This is a genomic window from Pseudomonas sp. Pseusp88, assembly GCF_047303955.1.
GTDB lineage: Bacteria > Pseudomonadota > Gammaproteobacteria > Pseudomonadales > Pseudomonadaceae > Aquipseudomonas.
This window is the reverse complement of sequence record NZ_JBGLYM010000005.1, coordinates 196,569-214,555: the sequence shown is the minus strand read 5'-3', so window position 1 is coordinate 214,555 and position 17,987 is coordinate 196,569. Positions and strand designations below refer to the sequence as shown.

Annotated in this window: 13 protein-coding genes; 6 read left to right on the top strand and 7 right to left on the bottom strand. The window is 59.2% G+C overall.

Annotation, left to right across the window (positions count from 1 at the left end):
* Positions 1-3: 3 nt before the first annotated feature.
* A complete protein-coding gene (locus tag ACCD02_RS09220; RefSeq protein WP_413300842.1) occupies positions 4-2,301 on the bottom strand; it encodes a UvrD-helicase domain-containing protein in 2,298 nt (765 codons plus the stop codon).
* Positions 2,302-2,772: 471 nt separating this feature from the next.
* Here ACCD02_RS09220 and ACCD02_RS09215 point away from each other — a divergent pair, with 471 nt between their 5' ends.
* Entirely contained in the window at positions 2,773-3,468 is a 696-nt protein-coding gene (locus tag ACCD02_RS09215) for a pirin family protein (protein ID WP_413300596.1), read from the top strand.
* 197 nt (positions 3,469-3,665) lie between these two features.
* Here ACCD02_RS09215 and pgm read toward each other — a convergent pair whose 3' ends face one another.
* The 4 genes from pgm to ACCD02_RS09195 form a co-directional block, all read right to left on the bottom strand.
* Positions 3,666-5,312: a phosphoglucomutase (alpha-D-glucose-1,6-bisphosphate-dependent) gene (gene pgm / locus ACCD02_RS09210; protein ID WP_413300594.1), complete on the bottom strand. Its 1,647-nt coding sequence runs from the start codon at positions 5,310-5,312 to the stop codon at positions 3,666-3,668.
* A 132-nt stretch (positions 5,313-5,444) separates the two neighbouring features.
* Entirely contained in the window at positions 5,445-7,733 is a 2,289-nt protein-coding gene (locus ACCD02_RS09205; RefSeq protein ID WP_413300840.1) for an ATP-dependent DNA helicase, read from the bottom strand.
* A gap of 127 nt (positions 7,734-7,860) precedes the next feature.
* Positions 7,861-9,261 carry a PLP-dependent aminotransferase family protein gene (locus ACCD02_RS09200; protein WP_413300592.1) on the bottom strand — a complete coding sequence of 467 codons (1,401 nt, stop codon included), beginning with the start codon at positions 9,259-9,261 and terminating at the stop codon, positions 7,861-7,863.
* Positions 9,262-9,336: 75 nt separating this feature from the next.
* The gene (locus ACCD02_RS09195) at positions 9,337-10,842 is read right to left on the bottom strand and encodes a hypothetical protein (RefSeq protein ID WP_413300838.1); all 1,506 of its coding nucleotides are present in this window, start codon (positions 10,840-10,842) and stop codon (positions 9,337-9,339) included.
* 632 nt (positions 10,843-11,474) lie between these two features.
* On the opposite strand from ACCD02_RS09195, the gene ACCD02_RS09190 reads away from it, so the two are divergent.
* Positions 11,475-11,768: a hypothetical protein gene (locus ACCD02_RS09190; RefSeq protein WP_413300590.1), complete on the top strand. Its 294-nt coding sequence runs from the start codon at positions 11,475-11,477 to the stop codon at positions 11,766-11,768.
* Between the two features lie 94 nt (positions 11,769-11,862).
* On the opposite strand, the gene ACCD02_RS09185 is transcribed toward ACCD02_RS09190, so the two are convergent.
* Complete coding sequence (locus ACCD02_RS09185) at positions 11,863-12,885, bottom strand: zinc-dependent alcohol dehydrogenase family protein (RefSeq protein WP_413300588.1); 1,023 nt, start codon at positions 12,883-12,885, stop codon at positions 11,863-11,865.
* Between the two features lie 460 nt (positions 12,886-13,345).
* Here ACCD02_RS09185 and ACCD02_RS09180 point away from each other — a divergent pair, with 460 nt between their 5' ends.
* From ACCD02_RS09180 to ACCD02_RS09170, 3 genes are all read left to right on the top strand, one after another.
* Entirely contained in the window at positions 13,346-14,260 is a 915-nt protein-coding gene (locus tag ACCD02_RS09180) for a LysR substrate-binding domain-containing protein (protein WP_413300586.1), read from the top strand.
* 141 nt (positions 14,261-14,401) lie between these two features.
* Entirely contained in the window at positions 14,402-15,085 is a 684-nt protein-coding gene (locus tag ACCD02_RS09175; protein WP_413300584.1) for an integrase arm-type DNA-binding domain-containing protein, read from the top strand.
* A 402-nt stretch (positions 15,086-15,487) separates the two neighbouring features.
* Positions 15,488-15,673, top strand: a complete 186-nt coding sequence (locus ACCD02_RS09170) for an HU family DNA-binding protein (protein ID WP_413300582.1) — start codon at positions 15,488-15,490, stop codon at positions 15,671-15,673.
* Positions 15,674-15,799: 126 nt separating this feature from the next.
* On the opposite strand, the gene ACCD02_RS09165 is transcribed toward ACCD02_RS09170, so the two are convergent.
* Entirely contained in the window at positions 15,800-16,573 is a 774-nt protein-coding gene (locus tag ACCD02_RS09165; RefSeq protein WP_413300580.1) for a GntR family transcriptional regulator, read from the bottom strand.
* A gap of 70 nt (positions 16,574-16,643) precedes the next feature.
* Between ACCD02_RS09165 and ACCD02_RS09160 the strand changes: the two genes are divergently transcribed.
* Positions 16,644-17,936, top strand: a complete 1,293-nt coding sequence (locus tag ACCD02_RS09160) for a M20 family metallopeptidase (RefSeq protein WP_413300578.1) — start codon at positions 16,644-16,646, stop codon at positions 17,934-17,936.
* The last annotated feature ends 51 nt before the right edge of the window (positions 17,937-17,987 follow it).

Below are 17,987 nucleotides of genomic sequence, written 5' to 3'. Positions count from 1 at the left end.
GCATCAGGCGACGCCCTTTTTGTGCAGATTGCTACGCAGATCCTCGAAAAACGCCTTGTCCGACGCAACCCGATCCGAAGCTTTGGCGGCCGTCGCCGCGTCACCGCCCGGGCTGTCGATAAACCAGTAACAATGGCGTACGGCACGAGTAATGGCGACATAGGCCAGGCGCAGTACTTCATCCTGCTGCGCCTTGTCGTAGGGCTCAACCTCCCCCGCATCACCCAGCCCGGCAAGACGATAGACCTGGTTCTTGTAGGGCGAACGCGTCAGGTGCTGACAGTCACCGAGCAGGAACACCGCATCGGCCTGCAGGCCTTTGGAGCTGTGATAGCTCAATTGCTTGATGCGCCGCAGCCCCGGCGCCTGCCCTTGGTCAGAATCGATCAGCGCCTGTAACTCGGGGCTGAACGACGCCTTCTCGCTGTTCTTGCGATACAGCAGCAGGATGGAATCGCCATCGTGATAATGCTCAAGGACACGCTGACTCAAGGCCAGATCATCCCGATCCAGTACCGTCACCGGCAACAGTTCCTGCACCGCGCCCGCAGCCTTGGCCTTCTTCCCGGCAATGGCTGGAGCGGCCCGGACAATATGCTCGGCCGCATCAATGATGTGCTGATGACTGCGATAGTTATCGCTGAGCATCACCCGGGTCGTGGCCGGGGAGGAAAACGCCTTGGGGAATTCCATGAAGTATTTCGGCGAACTGCCGCGCCAGCCATAGATCGACTGCCAGTCGTCGCCGACACAGAGCAGCGACGACCGCTGCGCAGTACGCCCCACATGCATGGCAGGACCACGGCTGCGAATTTCCCGCAGGCTGGCGCGCAGCCACGACACGATTTGCGGCGACACATCCTGGAATTCGTCGATCATCAAGTGGGACAGCGGCCGCAACACCTCATTGCTGACCAGCTTGAGGTTCTCCGGGGTGTTCTCACCGAACAGGGCGAACATGCGGTTATAGGTCATCACCGGAGGTGTCTGGTCCAGCAGACGATTTTCGAATGTTTTCCAGAACAGGCTCAGGGCCTCGAAGAAAAACCGGTCCGGGTCATTATCGGCAAAACTCATCTCGGCCACGGCCGCCGGAACATCCAGCCCAAGGTTTTCGATAAAGCTGGCCGCCGTCACGAAACAGTCGAGCAAAGGCGCGCCGCTCAGCTCGCCCTTGAGCTTGTAGTCGAAGCCGGGCCCGGCCACCGCCTGTTCAGCCAAGGCAGCAGGAAAACGCTTTATATCTTGGTATTTATCAAGCCATATCAATGGCTTATCGCAGAAAGCTTGAAACAGGGTGCGCTTTATCACCCATTCCGCCCATACCGGCAATTTAGCGCCGGAACGCTTCATTTGCTGGTCCTCGCTGGCGTCAAAACCCAGCACCACCCAGGCATCCAACTCTTCAAGGTAGCCATGAACGGAGAATGAAAAACCATTTATTTCAAATACTTGCCGTACAGACTTAATTCCATTTATTGGCCAGCAACCCGCCCGAAACCAGAGATCTTCAACGATATCGCACAACTCTTCATCCCGTTTCGAGGATAGCTCGGTGACCGCCATGCGTTTCTGCACATCCGGGTGGTCCCTTTCCAGCGCCTTGAGCTGCAAGGCATGGCGATACAACGGCAGCATGACTTCGCGAAAACGCTGATTTTGCGCGTACAGATCCCGATAGCAGAGGTTCATTTGCTGGCGCTGAGCGTCGTTGATACGCAGGTCGAAGGGATTGCTGTCGGCCAGGGCTTCGTTGCTGCTGCCAAGGTTTTCGAAGGCCTGGAGCTGGGCGAAACCCGGCAGACTGCGCACCAGGGGCAGGATGCGCGAGTGAAAGGTCCTGACCAGCTCGCGGGCCTGGCGCTGGTCCAGGCTATGCCCCCACAGGGCCATTACTTCGATAAGCTTGTTGATGAAGTCCCGTCGCGACTCGCGGGTGAAGGTCACCACCGTCATGGCGCCCAATTCGAAGCCCAGGTAGTGGTGCAGCAGCATGATGCGCAGCACCAGCGAGGTCGATTTGCCCGCGCCCGCCCCGGCAATCACATAGGTGGACGGCGTATCGCTGAAGATCATTTTCCATTGCGCAACGCTGGGTTGGGCATGCGGCGGTAACTTCAGGGCAACATCGGCCTTGATCCGCTTGCGCAGTTCCGGGGTCAGGGCCATGCGCCAGTCATCGAACAGATGATCGTCGACCCTGGGCCCGCGATGGACGTCAGGCCGGGTATCGCGAATCAGCAACACCTGACGCCCCTCCTCGATGCCATCCCGACGTCCTTCGGCATACCCCTCGTCCATGCCTTCCAGATGCCCATCCAGGTAGCCATCGGCACGTCCCTGACGCCAGGAGGGCACATGCTGGGCGCGCAAGCCATTGAGGCCGCGCCCGGCCAGCCGTGCCAGCAGGCGTCTGAACAGCGGCAGGCGTTGTGGCGGGGTCAGTTCGGGTTCCAGCAGGGATGATGAATCAGGCGGGGTGTCGACAGGCACGCAGGCTCCGGAAGTGGCTCAAGGGCGAAGGATGCCTATGGTCACCCCATTTGCCCATCAGCTCCAGCAAAATGCTTGATTGTCAGCGTGTTACCCGCTTCCAACACACTCGCCAGAGCCTCGTTCCAACAAAAACCCCTCCACAAATCATCTAATATATCGATTGTTATCACGCACAATTTACTCTTTTATTAGATATTTAACCGCCGCAGAATGGCTCCATCAACCACGTTCAGCAGGCCCCGGACACCCTCCGGCAGCCCTGCTCTGGAGGCCACAATGCTGCAATTACGACCTTTCAACTCTCTGGGCGGTGCCAACCACGGCTGGCTGAACGCTCACCACCACTTCTCGTTCGCCGAGTACTACGACCCGCAACGCATGAGTTGGGGCAACCTGCGGGTATGGAACGACGACGTGATCCAGTCCGGTACAGGGTTCCCGAAACACCCGCACCGCGACATGGAGATCATTACCTATGTCCGTGAAGGCGCCATCACCCACGAAGATAACCTGGGCAACAAGGGCCGCACCGAGGCTGGCGATGTGCAGGTGATGAGTGCAGGCACTGGCATCGCCCACAGCGAGTACAACCTGGAAAACGAAGCGACCAAGATCTTCCAGATCTGGATCATGCCCGACGAAACCGGCGCCCCGCCGTCATGGGGTGCCAAGCCCTTTCCCAAGGACGGCCGTGAAGGCTTTGTGACCCTGGCCAGCGGCAAGCAAGGCGATGACCAAAGCTTGCGAATCCGCGCCAATGCCCGTCTGGTGGCCGCCAACCTGAAAGCCGGGGAAAGCGCCGAGTACCATCTGGATGCAGGGCGCCGCGCTTACCTGGTGCCCGCCACCGGCGCCATTGAGGTCAATGGCGTGACCGCCAATGCCCGCGACGGTGTGGCCGTCCAGGATGAGCGCGTGCTGCGGGTAACGGCGATCAATGACAGCGAGATCGTGTTGGTTGACGTGGCCTGAGGCCTGTAACGAAAAACCCCGCTTTCGCAAGAAAGCGGGGTTTTTTATCGCCGTTACGAACCGGTGTCTTATCAACCCGGCCCGGTAGGAGCTGCCGAAGGCTGCGATAGCGGTCTAGAGCCCATTCGCAGCCTTCTGCAGCTCCTACACATTCCCACTCCAATCAGACAGTTGAGTTGGCCCCAACCCGTTCGCAATTACTTGGGCGCAATCGCCCCATCCACCAACACCTGCGCCTCTGCCACCAGACGCTTGAGGTGATCATCGCCAATGAAGCTCTCGGCGTAGATCTTGTAGATATCCTCGGTGCCCGATGGTCGTGCGGCGAACCAGCCGTTGGCGGTCATGACTTTCAGGCCGCCAATGGCCTGGTCGTTGCCCGGCGCATGGCTGAGGATGCTCTGGATCGGCTCCCCCGCTAATTCAGTGGAGGTCACCTGCTCCGGCGACAACTTGCTCAGTAGCGCTTTCTGCGCCGGGCTGGCCTTGGCGTCGACCCGCACGGAACGCGGCTCACCCAACTCTTCTGTCAGGGCGTTATAGATCTCACTCGGGTCGCGGTCTTTGCGTGCAGTGATTTCGGCAGCCAGCAGCGCCGGAATCAGGCCGTCCTTGTCGGTGGTCCACACCGAACCATCCTTGCGCAGGAACGACGCCCCGGCGCTTTCTTCGCCGCCAAAGCCCAACGAACCTTCGAACAGGCCTTGAGCAAAGTACTTGAAGCCCACCGGCACTTCATAGAGACGCCGCCCCAGACGTGCGGCAACGCGGTCGATCAGGCCGCTGCTGACCACGGTCTTGCCCACGGCGGCGTCGGCACGCCAGTGCGGACGGTTCTGGAACAGATAATCGATGGACACCGCCAGGTAGCTGTTCGGCGCCAGCAGGCCGCCGGTCGGGGTGACAATGCCGTGGCGGTCATGGTCCGGGTCACAGGCGAAGGCCACCTGGAAACGGTCCTTGAGGCCGATGAGGCCCTGCATGGCGTGGCTGGAGGACGGGTCCATGCGGATGCGGCCATCCCAGTCGACGGTCATGAAGCGGAAAGTCGGGTCGACGAACTTGTTCACCACTTCCAGGTTGAGCTTGTAATGCTCGGCGATGGCCGACCAATAATTGACCCCCGCCCCGCCCAGAGGGTCCACACCCAGGCGCAGACCGGCGCCGCGAATGGCGTCCATGTCGATGACGTTTTGCAGATCGGCGACATAGGTATTGAGGTAGTCGTGACGATGAGTAGTGTCGGCACGCAGGGCCTGCTCGTAACTGATGCGCTGCACACCTGCCAGCTTCGCCGCCAACAGCTCATTGGCCTTGGTTTCAATCCACTTGGTGACATCGCTTTCAGCCGGGCCGCCATTGGGCGGGTTGTACTTGAAGCCACCGCTTTCCGGCGGGTTGTGCGACGGCGTGATCAGGATGCCATCGGCCAGGCCCTTGGTGCGGCCACGGTTGTAGCAAATGATGGCGTGGGACACCGCAGGCGTCGGCGTGTATTCGTCGTTTTCGGCGATCATCACCTGTACGCCATTGGCGGCCAGGACTTCCAGGGCGCTGGCACTGGCCGGGGTCGACAGGGCGTGGGTATCGGCGCCGAGAAACAGCGGGCCATCGATACCATTGGCCTGGCGATACAGACAGATGGCCTGAGTGATAGCCAGTACATGCCATTCGTTGAAGCCCAACTCGAAGGAGGTACCGCGATGACCGGACGTACCGAAAGCCACCCGCTGGGTCGCCACCGAGGCGTCAGGCTGGCCGGTATAATAGGCCGTCACCAGTCGCGGGATATCGACCAGCAGTTGTGCCGGAGCCAGCTTGCCGGCGAGTGGACTGAGACTCATACGAAACCTCCATGGACAGACAGGGAAATTTGATTCTGCATTGTAGGAAATAGCTACAAAATGACCTGCACGACAGTTTACTGGCAGTTTGACCACCCTGCTCACCTATCGATCCCTAAACCCTTGAGTCTTTTAGAGCTGCCACCAGACGGGCAGCAAATTGAGCACCTTGCGCTCGGCAAAGCGATCATCAATCAGCATGACCACGCCGCGATCCTGTTGAGTACGGATCACCCGCCCCGCTGCCTGCACCACTTTCTGCACACCGGGGAACAGGTAGGTGTAGTCGTAACCGGCGGCGCCATAGAGCGCGGTCATTCGCTGTTTGAGCTGTTCATTGACCGGGTTGAACTGTGCCAGGCCCAAGGTAGCGATAAAGGCGCCGATCAATCGCGCCCCCGGCAGGTCGATGCCTTCGCCAAACGCTCCACCCAAGACAGCGAAACCAATACCCTGACTGTTAGGGGTAAAGCGCTCGAGAAATGCCTGGCGCTCGCCCTCGCTCATGCCCCTGGCCTGCTGCCATAGCGTCACATGCGGATGGCTGCGCTGCATCAGCTCGAATACCTGTTGCAGGTAATCGAAGCTGCTGAAGAACGCCAGATAGTTGCCCGGTCGCCGCTGAAACTCCCCGGCCATCAGCTCGACGATGGGCGCCAGGGACGCCTGACGATGGGTATAACGCGTGGAAATGCGGCTGATGACCTGCACATCCAGCTGTTCCCGATTAAACGGTGAATCGACATCGATCCACGCAGTATCACCGGGCAGGCCCAACAGATCGGCGTAGTAATGGCGCGGGCTGAGGGTCGCGGAAAACAGCACAGTGCTGCGTGCCGCCGTCAGTCGCGGACCAATAAAGGCGGCCGGCACCACATTGCGCAAGCACAGCCGTGACAGCGCGCGTCGGCCTGCCTCGCGCTTGCTGATATCAAAGATGAAGTGCTCGTCGAACAGCTCGGCGATGCGCATGAACTGGATCAGCTCGAAATAGAAGCTTTGCAGCGCGCCCTCGACCGCCTGGGGATGGTCGTTGAAGTAATCACCCAGAGCCGTGACGCACTGGGTCAGGCTGTTAAGGAACTTGTCCGGCGGCGTGGCATAGGCCTGATAGTCCGGCACCTGTTCCTTGTGCAGGGCATTCCAGGCCCGATGCAGCTTCTGCAGAGGCTTTTTCAGCTGCTCGGGGGCGCTGTCGCGCAGGTTGTCGAGGCTGCGCTGATCGAGACTGGCGCTGTACATCTGCCGGCAACGCTCGACCATGTTGTGTGCCTCGTCCACCAGTGCCGCCACGCGCCACTGGTTGAGCTGGGCCAGACCAAAGAGCAAGGCACTCAGATCGAAGTAATAGTTGTAGTCGGCGATGACCACATCGGCCCAGCGGGCCATTTCCTGACTGAGATAGTACGGACAGACCTCATGCTGCAAGGCAATGTCCCGCAGCCCGGCCTGATCCAGCCAGGGTGCATCGACTGCCGCCTGCCGCGCGGCGGGTAAACGATCATAGAAGCCCTTGGCCAGGGGGCAGGACTGACCGTGACAGGCTTTGTCCGGATGCTCGCAGGCCTTGTCCCGCGCCACCAGTTCCAACACACGCACCGGCAAGTCAGGCTCTCGCTCGCGCAATACCTCAAGTGCATCAAGGGCCAGCTTGCGCCCCGGCGTCTTGGCAGTGAGAAAGATGATCTTGTCCAGCTGCCGGGTCGGCATCGCCTTGAGCATGGGAAACAGCGTGCCCAGGGTCTTGCCGATACCCGTGGGCGCCTGGGCCATCAGGCAACGGCCGCTGCTGACTGCCTTGTACACCGTCTCGGCGAGGCTGCGCTGGCCGTGGCGAAACTCGGCATGGGGAAATTTCAGCCCGGTCAGTATCTGATTGCGCTGCCCGACATGGGCCATTTCCTGGCTGGCCCACCTCAGGAACACCGCGCACTGGGCTTCGAAGAACAGCCGCAACGACTCGGCATCGTGCCGCTCGCGCAACACGGTTTCCTTTTCACTGACGATATTGAAGTACACCAGTGCCAGGGTCACATCGGCCCGTTGCTCGCGCTGGCACAACAACCAGCCATAGACCTTCAATTGCGCCCAGTGCAGTTGCCGATGGTTGGCCGGGATCGCATCGAAATCACCGCGATAGGTCTTCACCTCTTCCAGTTGATGGCGCTCCGGGTCGTAGCCATCAGCCCGCCCCTTGACCTGCAACTCCCGATATTGGCCTTGCAGCGTGACTTCGGCCTGATACGTGGGGCTGCGCCGGGAAGCCACGGTACGATGCCCCGCAATACCTTCCTGAGCCGTGGGAGCGGGAGTGAAACGCAGATCCAGATCGCCGGTCTTGGCGGTGAACTCGCACAAGGCACGCACCGCGACCCGATAAACATTTGTCCCGACTGCTGGCACAGGAACCGGCTCGATCATCGGAAGTATGGGGGACTGAGAGGTCACTGCGCGCTGCAAACCTGGATGGATGACACTGGATGGGCGTACAGATAACAGGTAGGAGACGAGTCTGGCAAATCCTTTGGATCGACGGCTCCTGTGCGCTTCAGCGATTGCGCGCCTGATGCAACGCCTCCCCCAGCGCCTCGATGGCCGCCACCACGTCCTCGCTCCAGTCAATGGCGTAGCTGATCCGCAGGTTCTGCCGGTAATGCCCTTGCAGACTGAACAACTGCCCCGGTGCAATGACGATGCGCCGCTGCAACAAGCGCCTGAACACCTGTTGCATATCCACGGGCTGCGCACTGTGCGCCCAGATCACCGCGCCGCCCCTGGGCATTTCGAAATGCAGGACATGACCCAGGCGATGCTCAAGCAAGTGCGCCAGGCTGAGCATCTTGTGCTCCAGTATTTGTCGCAACTGCGTCAGGTGCTGATCCACGACGCCATTGCTGTAGAGCCGGGCCAGGGCCTTTTGCCGCAACACCGGCAAGGCGAAGGAGCGCAACAGCAAGTGCTGCTGGAACTGTTGCGCCCGGTGTTGGCACAGCAGGTAGCCGAACGGCGCCTCTGAACCGAGCATCCTGGCGAAAGTACCGAGGATGATCAGGCGCTCGGGATCGATCAAATGGCGCAAATGTTCCTGCGATGCCTCAAAGGCCAATTCACCGTGGCTGTCGTCTTCCAGAACCCAGACCCGATAGCGGTTGAGCAGTTCGGCCAGCTCGTGGCGGTTGTGCAACGGCAGGCAACTGCCCTGGGCGCAATTGAGCAGCGACGGCACCAGTACCAGCCCGACCGGCTCGCTGAGCAGAGCCTGGTCCAGTGCTGGAAGGTTGACCGCGCCGCCCGCCTCCAGGGGCACCTCAAGCACGCGGATGGCGAATGACTCCAACAACCGCAACACCCGCCACGAACAGGGCGCCATCACCAATACCGTCGCGCCACGCAGTTGCAAGGTTTCAAGGACGATGCTCAACATGCCGCACAGATCGGCACCGACATAGACGTTTTCAGGCAACCAGCAGCGTCTGGACGACACCGTATAGCGCGCCGCCAGTGCCGTGCGCAGCTCGATGTCGCCAAACGGCTGGAACGTCGGATCGAAAGGCCGCGGGTAATGCCGCAACAACTCACGCTCCATCGTCAGCAAAGAGGCATCCAGAGACTTGAGCACCCAAGGCTCGTCATTGCCCAAGAGCAACATGCCCGAACGCCGGGCGCCGCAGTACAGCGACTCGAGCAAGTCCGCGTTGCCGCGATCGAGACCGACATCGGCCTCCATCGCGGCCAGGGCGAAATACCCGGACTTGGCCACAGTACGCACTCGCCCCTCCTTCTCCAGCAAGGTGTAAGCGCTTTGCACGGTAGAGATCGACACCTGCAGGCGCTTGGCCAGTTGACGCAAGGAAGGCAAACGGGTGGCGCTATCACCTGGCTGTTCGTTGATCAGGCGCAGCAGATAGCGATACACCGCCTGATAGGCGAAATCCATTTTGTTGTTCATCGATGGCAATCCGCCCTGTATGCAATACCCAAGGCACAAGATAAATAGAGGGGTATCAAACCGCTGAAATGACCGTCAGCGTCCCGACAGCACCGTGGAAACGGTCTCGCCGGTAGTGACGTCGATGGTTTGAATGTGACGCTTGTCCGGATCGCTGGCCCGTACCCTGGCAATCAACGAACTATGGTCGGTAAAGTCAATCCGCGGCCTGACATACAGGCTTTGCAGGCCCTTGAGGTTCAAGCCGCTGACGTCAATCAACCATTGCACCACCTGATCCGGCGCCGACAAGCCGGACAACGCCCTGTGCAGGTCAGGCAGCGCCACGAGCATGCCCGGATGGCAGCGGCGCAGAAACCCTTCCAGCCCCTGCCCCTCGTCGACAAAGGGCGCGAACAACAGACAGACCAGTTGCGCTTCGTTCAGGCCAAAGCCCTCCAGGGCATAGGCGGCGGCCAGGGTACGCCGCTCCTCGAGACGCTCTTCACCCTCATAGGCCGCCATGGCCTGATTGATCAGGCGCACCGGCATGCATTTGCTGCGCATCAACTTGGCTGCCAGCTCCAGGTATTCGGCGATGCCATCGGCGTAGTTACGCTCCTGGATGTATTGACTGCGCAAACCATGCATGTGCGCCATGAGCAAGGGATTGGCACAGTCCGACTCGCTGAAACTGAATGCCAGATCGACGAAACGGAAACCGAGGAAATCGGTGAGTAGCCCCCAGTGCTCATCGGCACGCCCGTTGACCAAATCCGCCAGCGAGATAAATAGTGGTGCTACCGATTGCGGCGGACAAGCAAACAATCGAGTCACCTGGCCACCGTCCTGAGGCGCATCGCCATACAGTTCGCGGTAGTAGGTCTGGCCGACGCTGCCGATGCTCCTGAGCACGCTGGCGAAGTTCTGCTGCCTCCAGGGGCCCGTGCCCGGCCCCACATGCTGCACCAGACGCATGATCCGCGTGGCGTACTGCTTTTGCTCCTTGCGCGACTCGCCGCTGACAATGGCATCCACACCGCTGCCCCAGCTGCTCACGCGCCCCAGAAAATCCGCGACATTCAGGTAGCAGCTGTTACAGAAGGTGGTGCGGCTGTCGCCGCCGCTCAAATGGCCGCTGAGCAACATGTCCGAGCGGTTCTTTTCCCGGGCCGAAGCGGAGAATGGCAGGTCGGGCTCGAAGGCGCAGACGTGCTGCTGATCCACCGCCAGCAACTCCACCCGCGGATCGTCATAAAGAAACAGCGCCGAGTAGGTACGGTGAATATTGTCCATGACCGCCGGCGTCATGCCGATATGGCGCATATTGGCCACGCGCAGATTGAAGGTACCCGGCGCACGGCCGGCAATACTCAGTTGCGCAGCCCGCAGAAACGCCACCGTATAAGCACTGTCCTTGCCCCCGCTGAAGGCAATCATCACCTTGAAACTGGAAATGTGCTCCACGCCTCCCGCAGCCACGATCAGCCGCTGAATCAACAATTGCAGGGCTGTGCGTTCAGCGCGGGTGAAGTAACTCAACAAGCGCTGCAGGACTTGTTGATAGACATAGTTCATTGCCTGTTCGTGGATAGCACTCATCATGACTTGCATACCCATTTCCCGGCCCCGCACAGGGCATCGACGCCGCATTGAACAACCGACTGATCACCGACCATGGCTCATTCCTTGAGTAATAATTAGCGAGCCATTATCAGTGGCCTCACAACAATTACAAGGTACAGACACGCTGATAAATACAGCTCAGCTCAATGCACATTAAACAACGCACGTTTAAATAGTTTCGTTTAAATAGTGCTGTAGCAAAACAGGATTTACCGTAACAGACACGGGTAATACGCCTGAAAAATCAACCCATGAGCTTGTCTGGCAAGCCTTTTTTCCGACTTGGGGAATAGGCGTATCTCATCAATCAAAAGCCCATCTATCCGTTAAAAATTCCACAACTACAAACACAACCCCATACCCAGGCCTGGTTCTTGTTAGACAACTTTGTTTATCCGCTTTTGCGGTCAAGACCAAGTCCTTACAACGCCCGGTTAAAAACGGAAAAATCCGGTAACAGTGGAAACAAACCGTCATATGTTTTCGGCATTCGGACGCCAAAAAGCCAACGACCGGCATAGAACCCCGGTTGGCGGATTGGCGCTTATAGAAGAATGCAGAGCAGCTTCGAGCGCCTGCTATAGGACAGCGGGACGGCCGCGCTGTTCATGCAGACCAGCCGTTCGCTGACGGCAAGCACTCTTGAGCCGGGGCGTGAAGCAGAAGAATCGCTGGGCAAGATTACCCAGACGGTATCGACGATTCAGGTGATGAATGTGCAGATTGCTGCTGCAGCGGAACAACAGACAGCGGTGGCGCAGCAGATAAACCGCAGCATCGTGCGAGTGCGTACGGTTTCGGGGCAAACTGCCAGCTCCAGTGCCAACACCGCGCAATCCAGCGCTTTGTTGGTGGAACTGGGCGTACAGCTACAGGCCAGTGTTCGTCACTTCCAGTTATAGGAGATGGGGACCGTAGCTGCCGCGTGGCACTTTCGACAATGGTTGCCCGCTGTCGAAGCGACTGAGGTCAAAGGCTCAGCGCCGGATAAAAGACTCAGGCAGGCTCTACTTCGAGCACTGCACGGCCGCCGATTGGGCAACCATCCATGTAACGGTGCGCTTCGACAACGTTGTCGAACGGGAACACCTGAATTTTCAACGGCAGCAGCACGCGGTCCGCCGTCAGCTGATTGATGTCGCGCAACGCCCGTTGCAGGGCTGCTTCATCCTGATTGATGCCCAACTCCGGCTTGCCGGTGAAATTACCCAGGCAGTGCACGAAGAACTGAATATTTTTCTGGAACGCCGCACAGGCTGGAAATGGCGTTTGATTGCCGCCCTGCAGGCCATACAGGATCAGGCTGCCACGAGGCGCCAGAACATCGCCCATGATCGACATCTGCGGACCGCCCAGCCCATCGAGCACCACATCCACACCACGGTTCTCCGTGAACTTGTTGACCGCCATCAGCAGATCCTGCTCTTCGGTCACCACAACCTTCTCGGCACCCAGCGACAATAGATAGTCACGGGCATCGGAGTTTTTGGTCGCAGCGATAACCCGCACACCCAGGGCCTTGCCCAGTTGCACCATGCAGGGACCTGCGCAGTGACCGGCGTCGGTGATGAGCGCGACTTGCCCCGGCTTGATACGGGCCAGGTCCATGTAGGCGAAGTAAGCCACCAGCAGCGGCGTGTAATGCACGCTGGCTTGCAGCGGCGTGAGCACGTCGGGATAACGGGTCAGCGCCGTACGCGGCAGAACGATCAGCTCGCCGTAGACCGGATGCTGGTTCGGGTCGGCCGAAGGAAAGCTGGCAACCTTGTCGCCGACCTTGAAATCTTCGACGCCCTCACCCACTGCGGTCACAACACCGGCCATCTCATGGCCCATGCCGGCCGGCAGACGCGCCTGTGAGGAAGCCAGGTTCTGCCGCCACAGCACGTCATACCAGCTGATACCGATTGCCTGGACACGCACCTGCACCTCACCCGGCGCAGGCAACGCGGCCGGATGCTCTTCTACCTTGAGCACCTCGGCAGGACCAAACTGATGAAAACGAATCGTGCGGGACATTTCGAACCTCGCCTTATAAACCTTGATGCCATGAACTCTATCCGGGCTTTGCCGGTAACACTATCAGTGGCTATTAATAGTCGACATGCCTGTCATCGATTCTGCAAGGGTAATGACAGACCACATGGGGCGCGTGATCAGGATCAAACGCCCAGGCATCCATGGGCGGCCATTGTTGGCATGTACGTAAGACATTGCAACCCGCAGGGTCGTTTCCTGACCGAAAGCGCTGCTTATGCGCTGTTTTTACCCTAAAAGTGCTGACTGCAACGTAGCGGCGAGGACCTGCTTCTCACCTGGCAAATGAGAGGTCGCTGGCAAATCGATGATAAGTCATTGAATTTATCCATGCGCAATCCCCCTGTTTGCTCGTACTATTCGCGTCTGAGCTGAACGGTAGGACGTTTCCCCTCACGGGCGTCGGCTACTGCATCGACTAACGGCACGAGATATTCACGTCATGAATCGCAACGACCTGCGTCGCGTCGACCTCAATCTGCTCATCGTCTTCGAAACCCTGATGCACGAGCGCAGCGTGACCCGCGCTGCGGAAAAGCTGTTCCTCGGCCAACCGGCGATCAGCGCCGCGCTGTCGCGCCTGCGCGGCCTGTTCGACGATCCGCTGTTCGTCCGCACCGGGCGCAGCATGGAGCCCACGGCACGGGCCACGGAGATTTTTGGCCTGCTGTCCCCGGCCCTGGATTCGATTTCCACCGCCGTCAGCCGCGCGGCCGAATTCGACCCGGCCACCAGTACGGCGGTGTTCCGCATCGGCCTCTCCGACGAAGTCGAATTCGCCCTGCTGCCGGCCCTGCTCAAGCGCCTGCGCTCGGAAGCTCCTGGCATCGTTTTGGTGATCCGCCGCGTCAATTACCTGTTGATGCCGGGCCTGCTGTCGTCCGGAGAGATCTCCATCGGCGTCAGCTACACCGACGACCTGCCCGCCAACGCCAAACGCAAGGTGCTGCGCAAGAGCCGCGCCAAACTCCTGCGCGCCGACAGCATGCCCGGCGCCCTGAGCCTGGATGACTTCTGTTCACGGCCCCACGCCCTGGTGTCCTTCGCCGGTGACCTGAGCGGTTTCATCGACGAAAACCTCGAGAAACTCGGGCGCAAGCGCCATGTGGTACTGGCTGTCCCCCAGTTCAACGGCCTGGCCACCCTGCTCACCGGCACCGACATCATTGCCACCGTGCCTGACTATGCCGCAGCGGTCCTTACTGCGGCGGGTGGTGTTCGCGCAGAAGAGCTGCCGATCGAGACGCGTACGTTCGAGCTGCATATGGCGTGGCGTGGGTCGCAGGATAACGATCCTGGGGAGCGTTGGTTAAGGTCGCGGATTCAGATGTTTTTTGGGGACCCTGATAGCTTGTAATTGAGTTCCAGTAAATTCAATAAAGTTGTTTTAAAATAGGTACTTATTGTTAATTTCAGTCCACTGCCGCCTGTCTAGACCCAATGGATTCCACGACTCATGGGGGCATAATTGGGGGCAAATTTCGGGTCCTTAAAAAGGATGCCCCCAGATAATGCGGTTGTTTTCAAACGAAAACTCAGCGCTGCCTTGATCCGCTCGCTGACCGAACCCGGCAAACACGCCGATGGCGAAGTCCCTGGGCTCTACTTGGAGGTAAGGGCCTCGAGCAAGGTCGGCAAATCCCCTTCCAAGGTTTGGCGATTGAAGTATCGCCTGCATGGCAAGGAAAACCGCTTCTCCATCGGCGCTTACCCCGACATTGGTCTCAAGGAGGCGCGCGACATTGCCCGCAGCGCACGCCGCGACGTGGCTAACCACACCGTTCCGCTCAAGGCCAAGACCGCCAAACTCGAAGCACACCTGCTCAACGAGGAGCGCACATTTGAGTACGTGGCTAAGCAATGGTTAGCGTTCAAGTCTACCGAACTGGTGACCAAATCCATCTCGGGATTTAGCGGTGCATTGAAGAACCACATCTTGCCTGCGATTGGCAAAAAACCCGTCAGCGAACGAATGCTGGCGCAGACGCTTCAGTTGTTGGAAAGCGATGGAATGGTGAGGCGTCACGCCTATGACATCGTGCCGCCAAACGTGGAATACACGCTGACGCCAATGGGTAGGGAAGCGGCCGTAAGGGTGCGAGAACCGGCCGACTGGGTGGAGACGCACTATGCAGCCGTACTGCGTCAACAAGAGGCTTTAGCCGTGGAGAGAGGCCGATAGGCCAGCCGGCGCAAACAAGTCACGAACCAGCACAAGAGGTTCATCGCTTGTTGGCGCTGAGGCGATTTTGACCCAAGCCGCCGGAAATCATTGACCCATTCGAATACTCAGCAATCGATGACTTTGCGTAGGATTTCAGAGGCTGCACATGGGTCAGCTAAAATCAGTAACCTGGGCCAAAATTGCCTCAGCGCCAACAGGAGAACGGCTGCTCAGAGTTGGAAGCGGCTTACCAGGTAGCTGAGCGCATTGACCAGGCTCGTGGAATCGGGACGTAAGTATCAATTTTAAGCCCAAACAGCGTTACATCCGCAGAGCGTTGGAGGGCGGTTTTGTGCGGGATATCCAAGAACAATCTGAGTAGATTATTCGTCAATAATCAGCCAGCGAAAGAAGTCACACATGAATAAAAACGATCTGATTGAGGCTATAGCGAGCTCCGCCGACCTCTCGAAATCCACTACCGGGCGCGCACTGGAAGCCCTTACAACCGTCATATCCACTGCGCTTCATAGCGGTGAGAGCGTCACTTTAGGTGGTTCTGGCTCCTTCGCAGTGAAAGCGCGTACAGCGCGCGACGTGCCGTAACCCTCAAATTGGCGTGAGTTTTCATTAATTTTTAAATTCTTTTCATTAGAACTTGAAGAGGAACGGCCGTTCGCTAAATCTCAGCTGCGCGACTTCAGCAATGCGGCTCAAGCAGCCGCAGCTTGCTCAGCGTATTTCGTTAACATACATGAAGTACTCAGTACTGACGCGCTGATGGGTCATCATCACCGGCGTTGCAGCCTGATCGAACGACACGGCATCAATAATCATCACCGCGTGCGGCGCCGTCAGTTCCAGCAAGCGGCAATCCTCCTCATTGGCCAACCCCGCGGTCAGTTGCTCACGCACCGCCGCCACCCTTAGTCCGTACTGTTCAAGCAGGTAACGGTAAAGCAGCTCCGGCAACTCGTCGGGGCCGGGGAAGTTCGGCACTTTGCTAGCGACCACGGTAAACCGCTCATGCATCGCTGCCACGCCGTCAATGCTGCGCAAACGGTGCAGGCGATAGACCGGGCTGCCCTCTTCGATCAACAGCTTTTCCGCGTCCAGCGCAGTCGCCTCGCCGAGCTGGTAATCGAGCAAGGCGGTGCGCGACTTCAGCAGTGCGCCTTCCTTATTGTGCAGACGGAAATACTGGAAAAAGTAGCGCAGGTTGTGCAGAGGCGCCCAGCCCGTCACCACCGTACCGGTCTTGCGCCGACGCATCAGCATTCCCTCCGACACCAACTCGGCCAGCGCACGCCGTACGGTCCCCACTGAAACGCCAAAATCATTGGCCAGGGCGTTTTCGCTGGGTATCACCGTGCCACTGGGCCACTCCCCGAGAAGGATCGCTTCCGAGATATGTCGCTTGACCACTTCATACAGTGGCGCGCTGTCGTGCTCGCTCAGGCGCGAAAAAGAACTGGCTGGTGCAGACGGCGCGTTGCTATCGGTCATATTTTTTCCTTGACGGGCAATGTCGAGATACTTAACTATAAACTATATAGAAATACAACGAGACTCAAAAATGTTCACCCATGCAGCTCTGAAGCAGGCACTCGAGTCGATCGAGGCGGATCATGATTCGCTGATCGATGATCTGCAACGAATGATCGCAGTCGATACCTGTTTTCCACCAGGCGCGGGCTACGGCGCGTTTGCCGACCTCATGGAAACGCTTGTCGCGCCGCTGGGCCTGCAGACCCGCCGCGTCACCGTGCCAGAACCGTTGTGGCAGACCCGCAGCGGTGAAGCCCATGGCGAGCGCATCAACCTGATCGCACGCCAACGCGGCCAACAGGAAGTGTGCAGCCTGTACTTTCACGTCGACACCGTGCCGCCAGGCGATGGCTGGACTCAGCCGCCGCTGCAACTGACCGAAGTCGAAGGCAAATTGATCGGGCGCGGCACCGCCGACATGAAAGGCAGCGTGGCCGCCACCCTCGCCGCCCTGCGCGCCGCCCAACGCTTCAACCTGCCGCTGCGCTTCTGCCCTTCTCTATTGCTGTGTACCGATGAAGAAGGTGGCCTGTACCCCGGCATTCGCTACCTGGCCGAACAGCAAATGGTAGAGGGGCATATCCTCAGCTTTAACGGCGGCGCCGCACCGCGTATCTGGGCGGGTTGCTTCGGTAGTATTGATCTGAAGATTACCGTTAAGGGGCGCTCATCCCATTCCGGCGAACCGGTAGATGCAATCAACGCCATCGAACAGAGCCTGCCGCTGCTCAATGCCCTGCACAGCCTGAAACAACAGGTGCAACAGCGCGCCTGGCCGATGCCGGCGCCGCCTCACTACAACGGCGCACCGCTGATCTCACGCATGACCCTGGCCGCCGCCCACGGAGGCAGCAAGGGCTCTACCGTCCCGGCGCAGTTCGAAATACTGATCAATCGCCGCTACGCGCCGCAAGAGCCGTTCGAGTCGGTGATGGCCGAGCTGCAACAGTGCATCGACACGGCCATGGCCGACACCCAAGCGTTGTCCGTGGAACACGAAGTGATAGGCCATCTGGCACCGGTCGCCGACCCCACCGGGCCGCACTGGCCACGTTGGCAGGCGGCGCTGGGGGTTGGTTTCGGCTTTACCGCAGAACAATTCCAGTGCTACGGCTCGTCCAGCAGCTCGGACATGGGTTGGGTCCAGCAAGCCGGGATTCAGGAAATCCTGCTGGGTGGGCTGATACGCCCGGAAAGCCGAATACATGCCGCCGACGAATACACCACGCGCAGCGACCTGGTCGCGTTGGCGCAATCGATCCTGGCCTACCTGGCTGAAGATTTCACCCCGCAAACCATCGCCACCGCACAGTCTGGCTGAGCGATGTACCCCGAAGACTGGCGCCAAGACTGGTCATCGGCTTTTTTACGT

Bases quoted from the DNA above. Each gene is read 5' to 3' on its own strand.
- ACCD02_RS09185 (WP_413300588.1), bottom strand. From the start codon at position 12,885: ATGTCCCGCACGATTCGTTTTCATCAGTTTGGTCCTGCCGAGGTGCTC.
- ACCD02_RS09165 (WP_413300580.1), bottom strand. From the start codon at position 16,573: ATGACCGATAGCAACGCGCCGTCTGCACCAGCCAGTTCTTTTTCGCGC.
- ACCD02_RS09175 (WP_413300584.1), top strand. From the start codon at position 14,402: ATGCCCCCAGATAATGCGGTTGTTTTCAAACGAAAACTCAGCGCTGCC.
- ACCD02_RS09195 (WP_413300838.1), bottom strand. From the start codon at position 10,842: ATGAGTGCTATCCACGAACAGGCAATGAACTATGTCTATCAACAAGTC.
- ACCD02_RS09160 (WP_413300578.1), top strand. From the start codon at position 16,644: ATGTTCACCCATGCAGCTCTGAAGCAGGCACTCGAGTCGATCGAGGCG.
- ACCD02_RS09170 (WP_413300582.1), top strand. From the start codon at position 15,488: ATGAATAAAAACGATCTGATTGAGGCTATAGCGAGCTCCGCCGACCTC.
- ACCD02_RS09215 (WP_413300596.1), top strand. From the start codon at position 2,773: ATGCTGCAATTACGACCTTTCAACTCTCTGGGCGGTGCCAACCACGGC.
- ACCD02_RS09190 (WP_413300590.1), top strand. From the start codon at position 11,475: ATGCAGACCAGCCGTTCGCTGACGGCAAGCACTCTTGAGCCGGGGCGT.
- ACCD02_RS09200 (WP_413300592.1), bottom strand. From the start codon at position 9,261: ATGAACAACAAAATGGATTTCGCCTATCAGGCGGTGTATCGCTATCTG.
- pgm (WP_413300594.1), bottom strand. From the start codon at position 5,312: ATGAGTCTCAGTCCACTCGCCGGCAAGCTGGCTCCGGCACAACTGCTG.
- ACCD02_RS09205 (WP_413300840.1), bottom strand. From the start codon at position 7,733: ATGATCGAGCCGGTTCCTGTGCCAGCAGTCGGGACAAATGTTTATCGG.
- ACCD02_RS09220 (WP_413300842.1), bottom strand. From the start codon at position 2,301: ATGGACGAGGGGTATGCCGAAGGACGTCGGGATGGCATCGAGGAGGGG.
- ACCD02_RS09180 (WP_413300586.1), top strand. From the start codon at position 13,346: ATGAATCGCAACGACCTGCGTCGCGTCGACCTCAATCTGCTCATCGTC.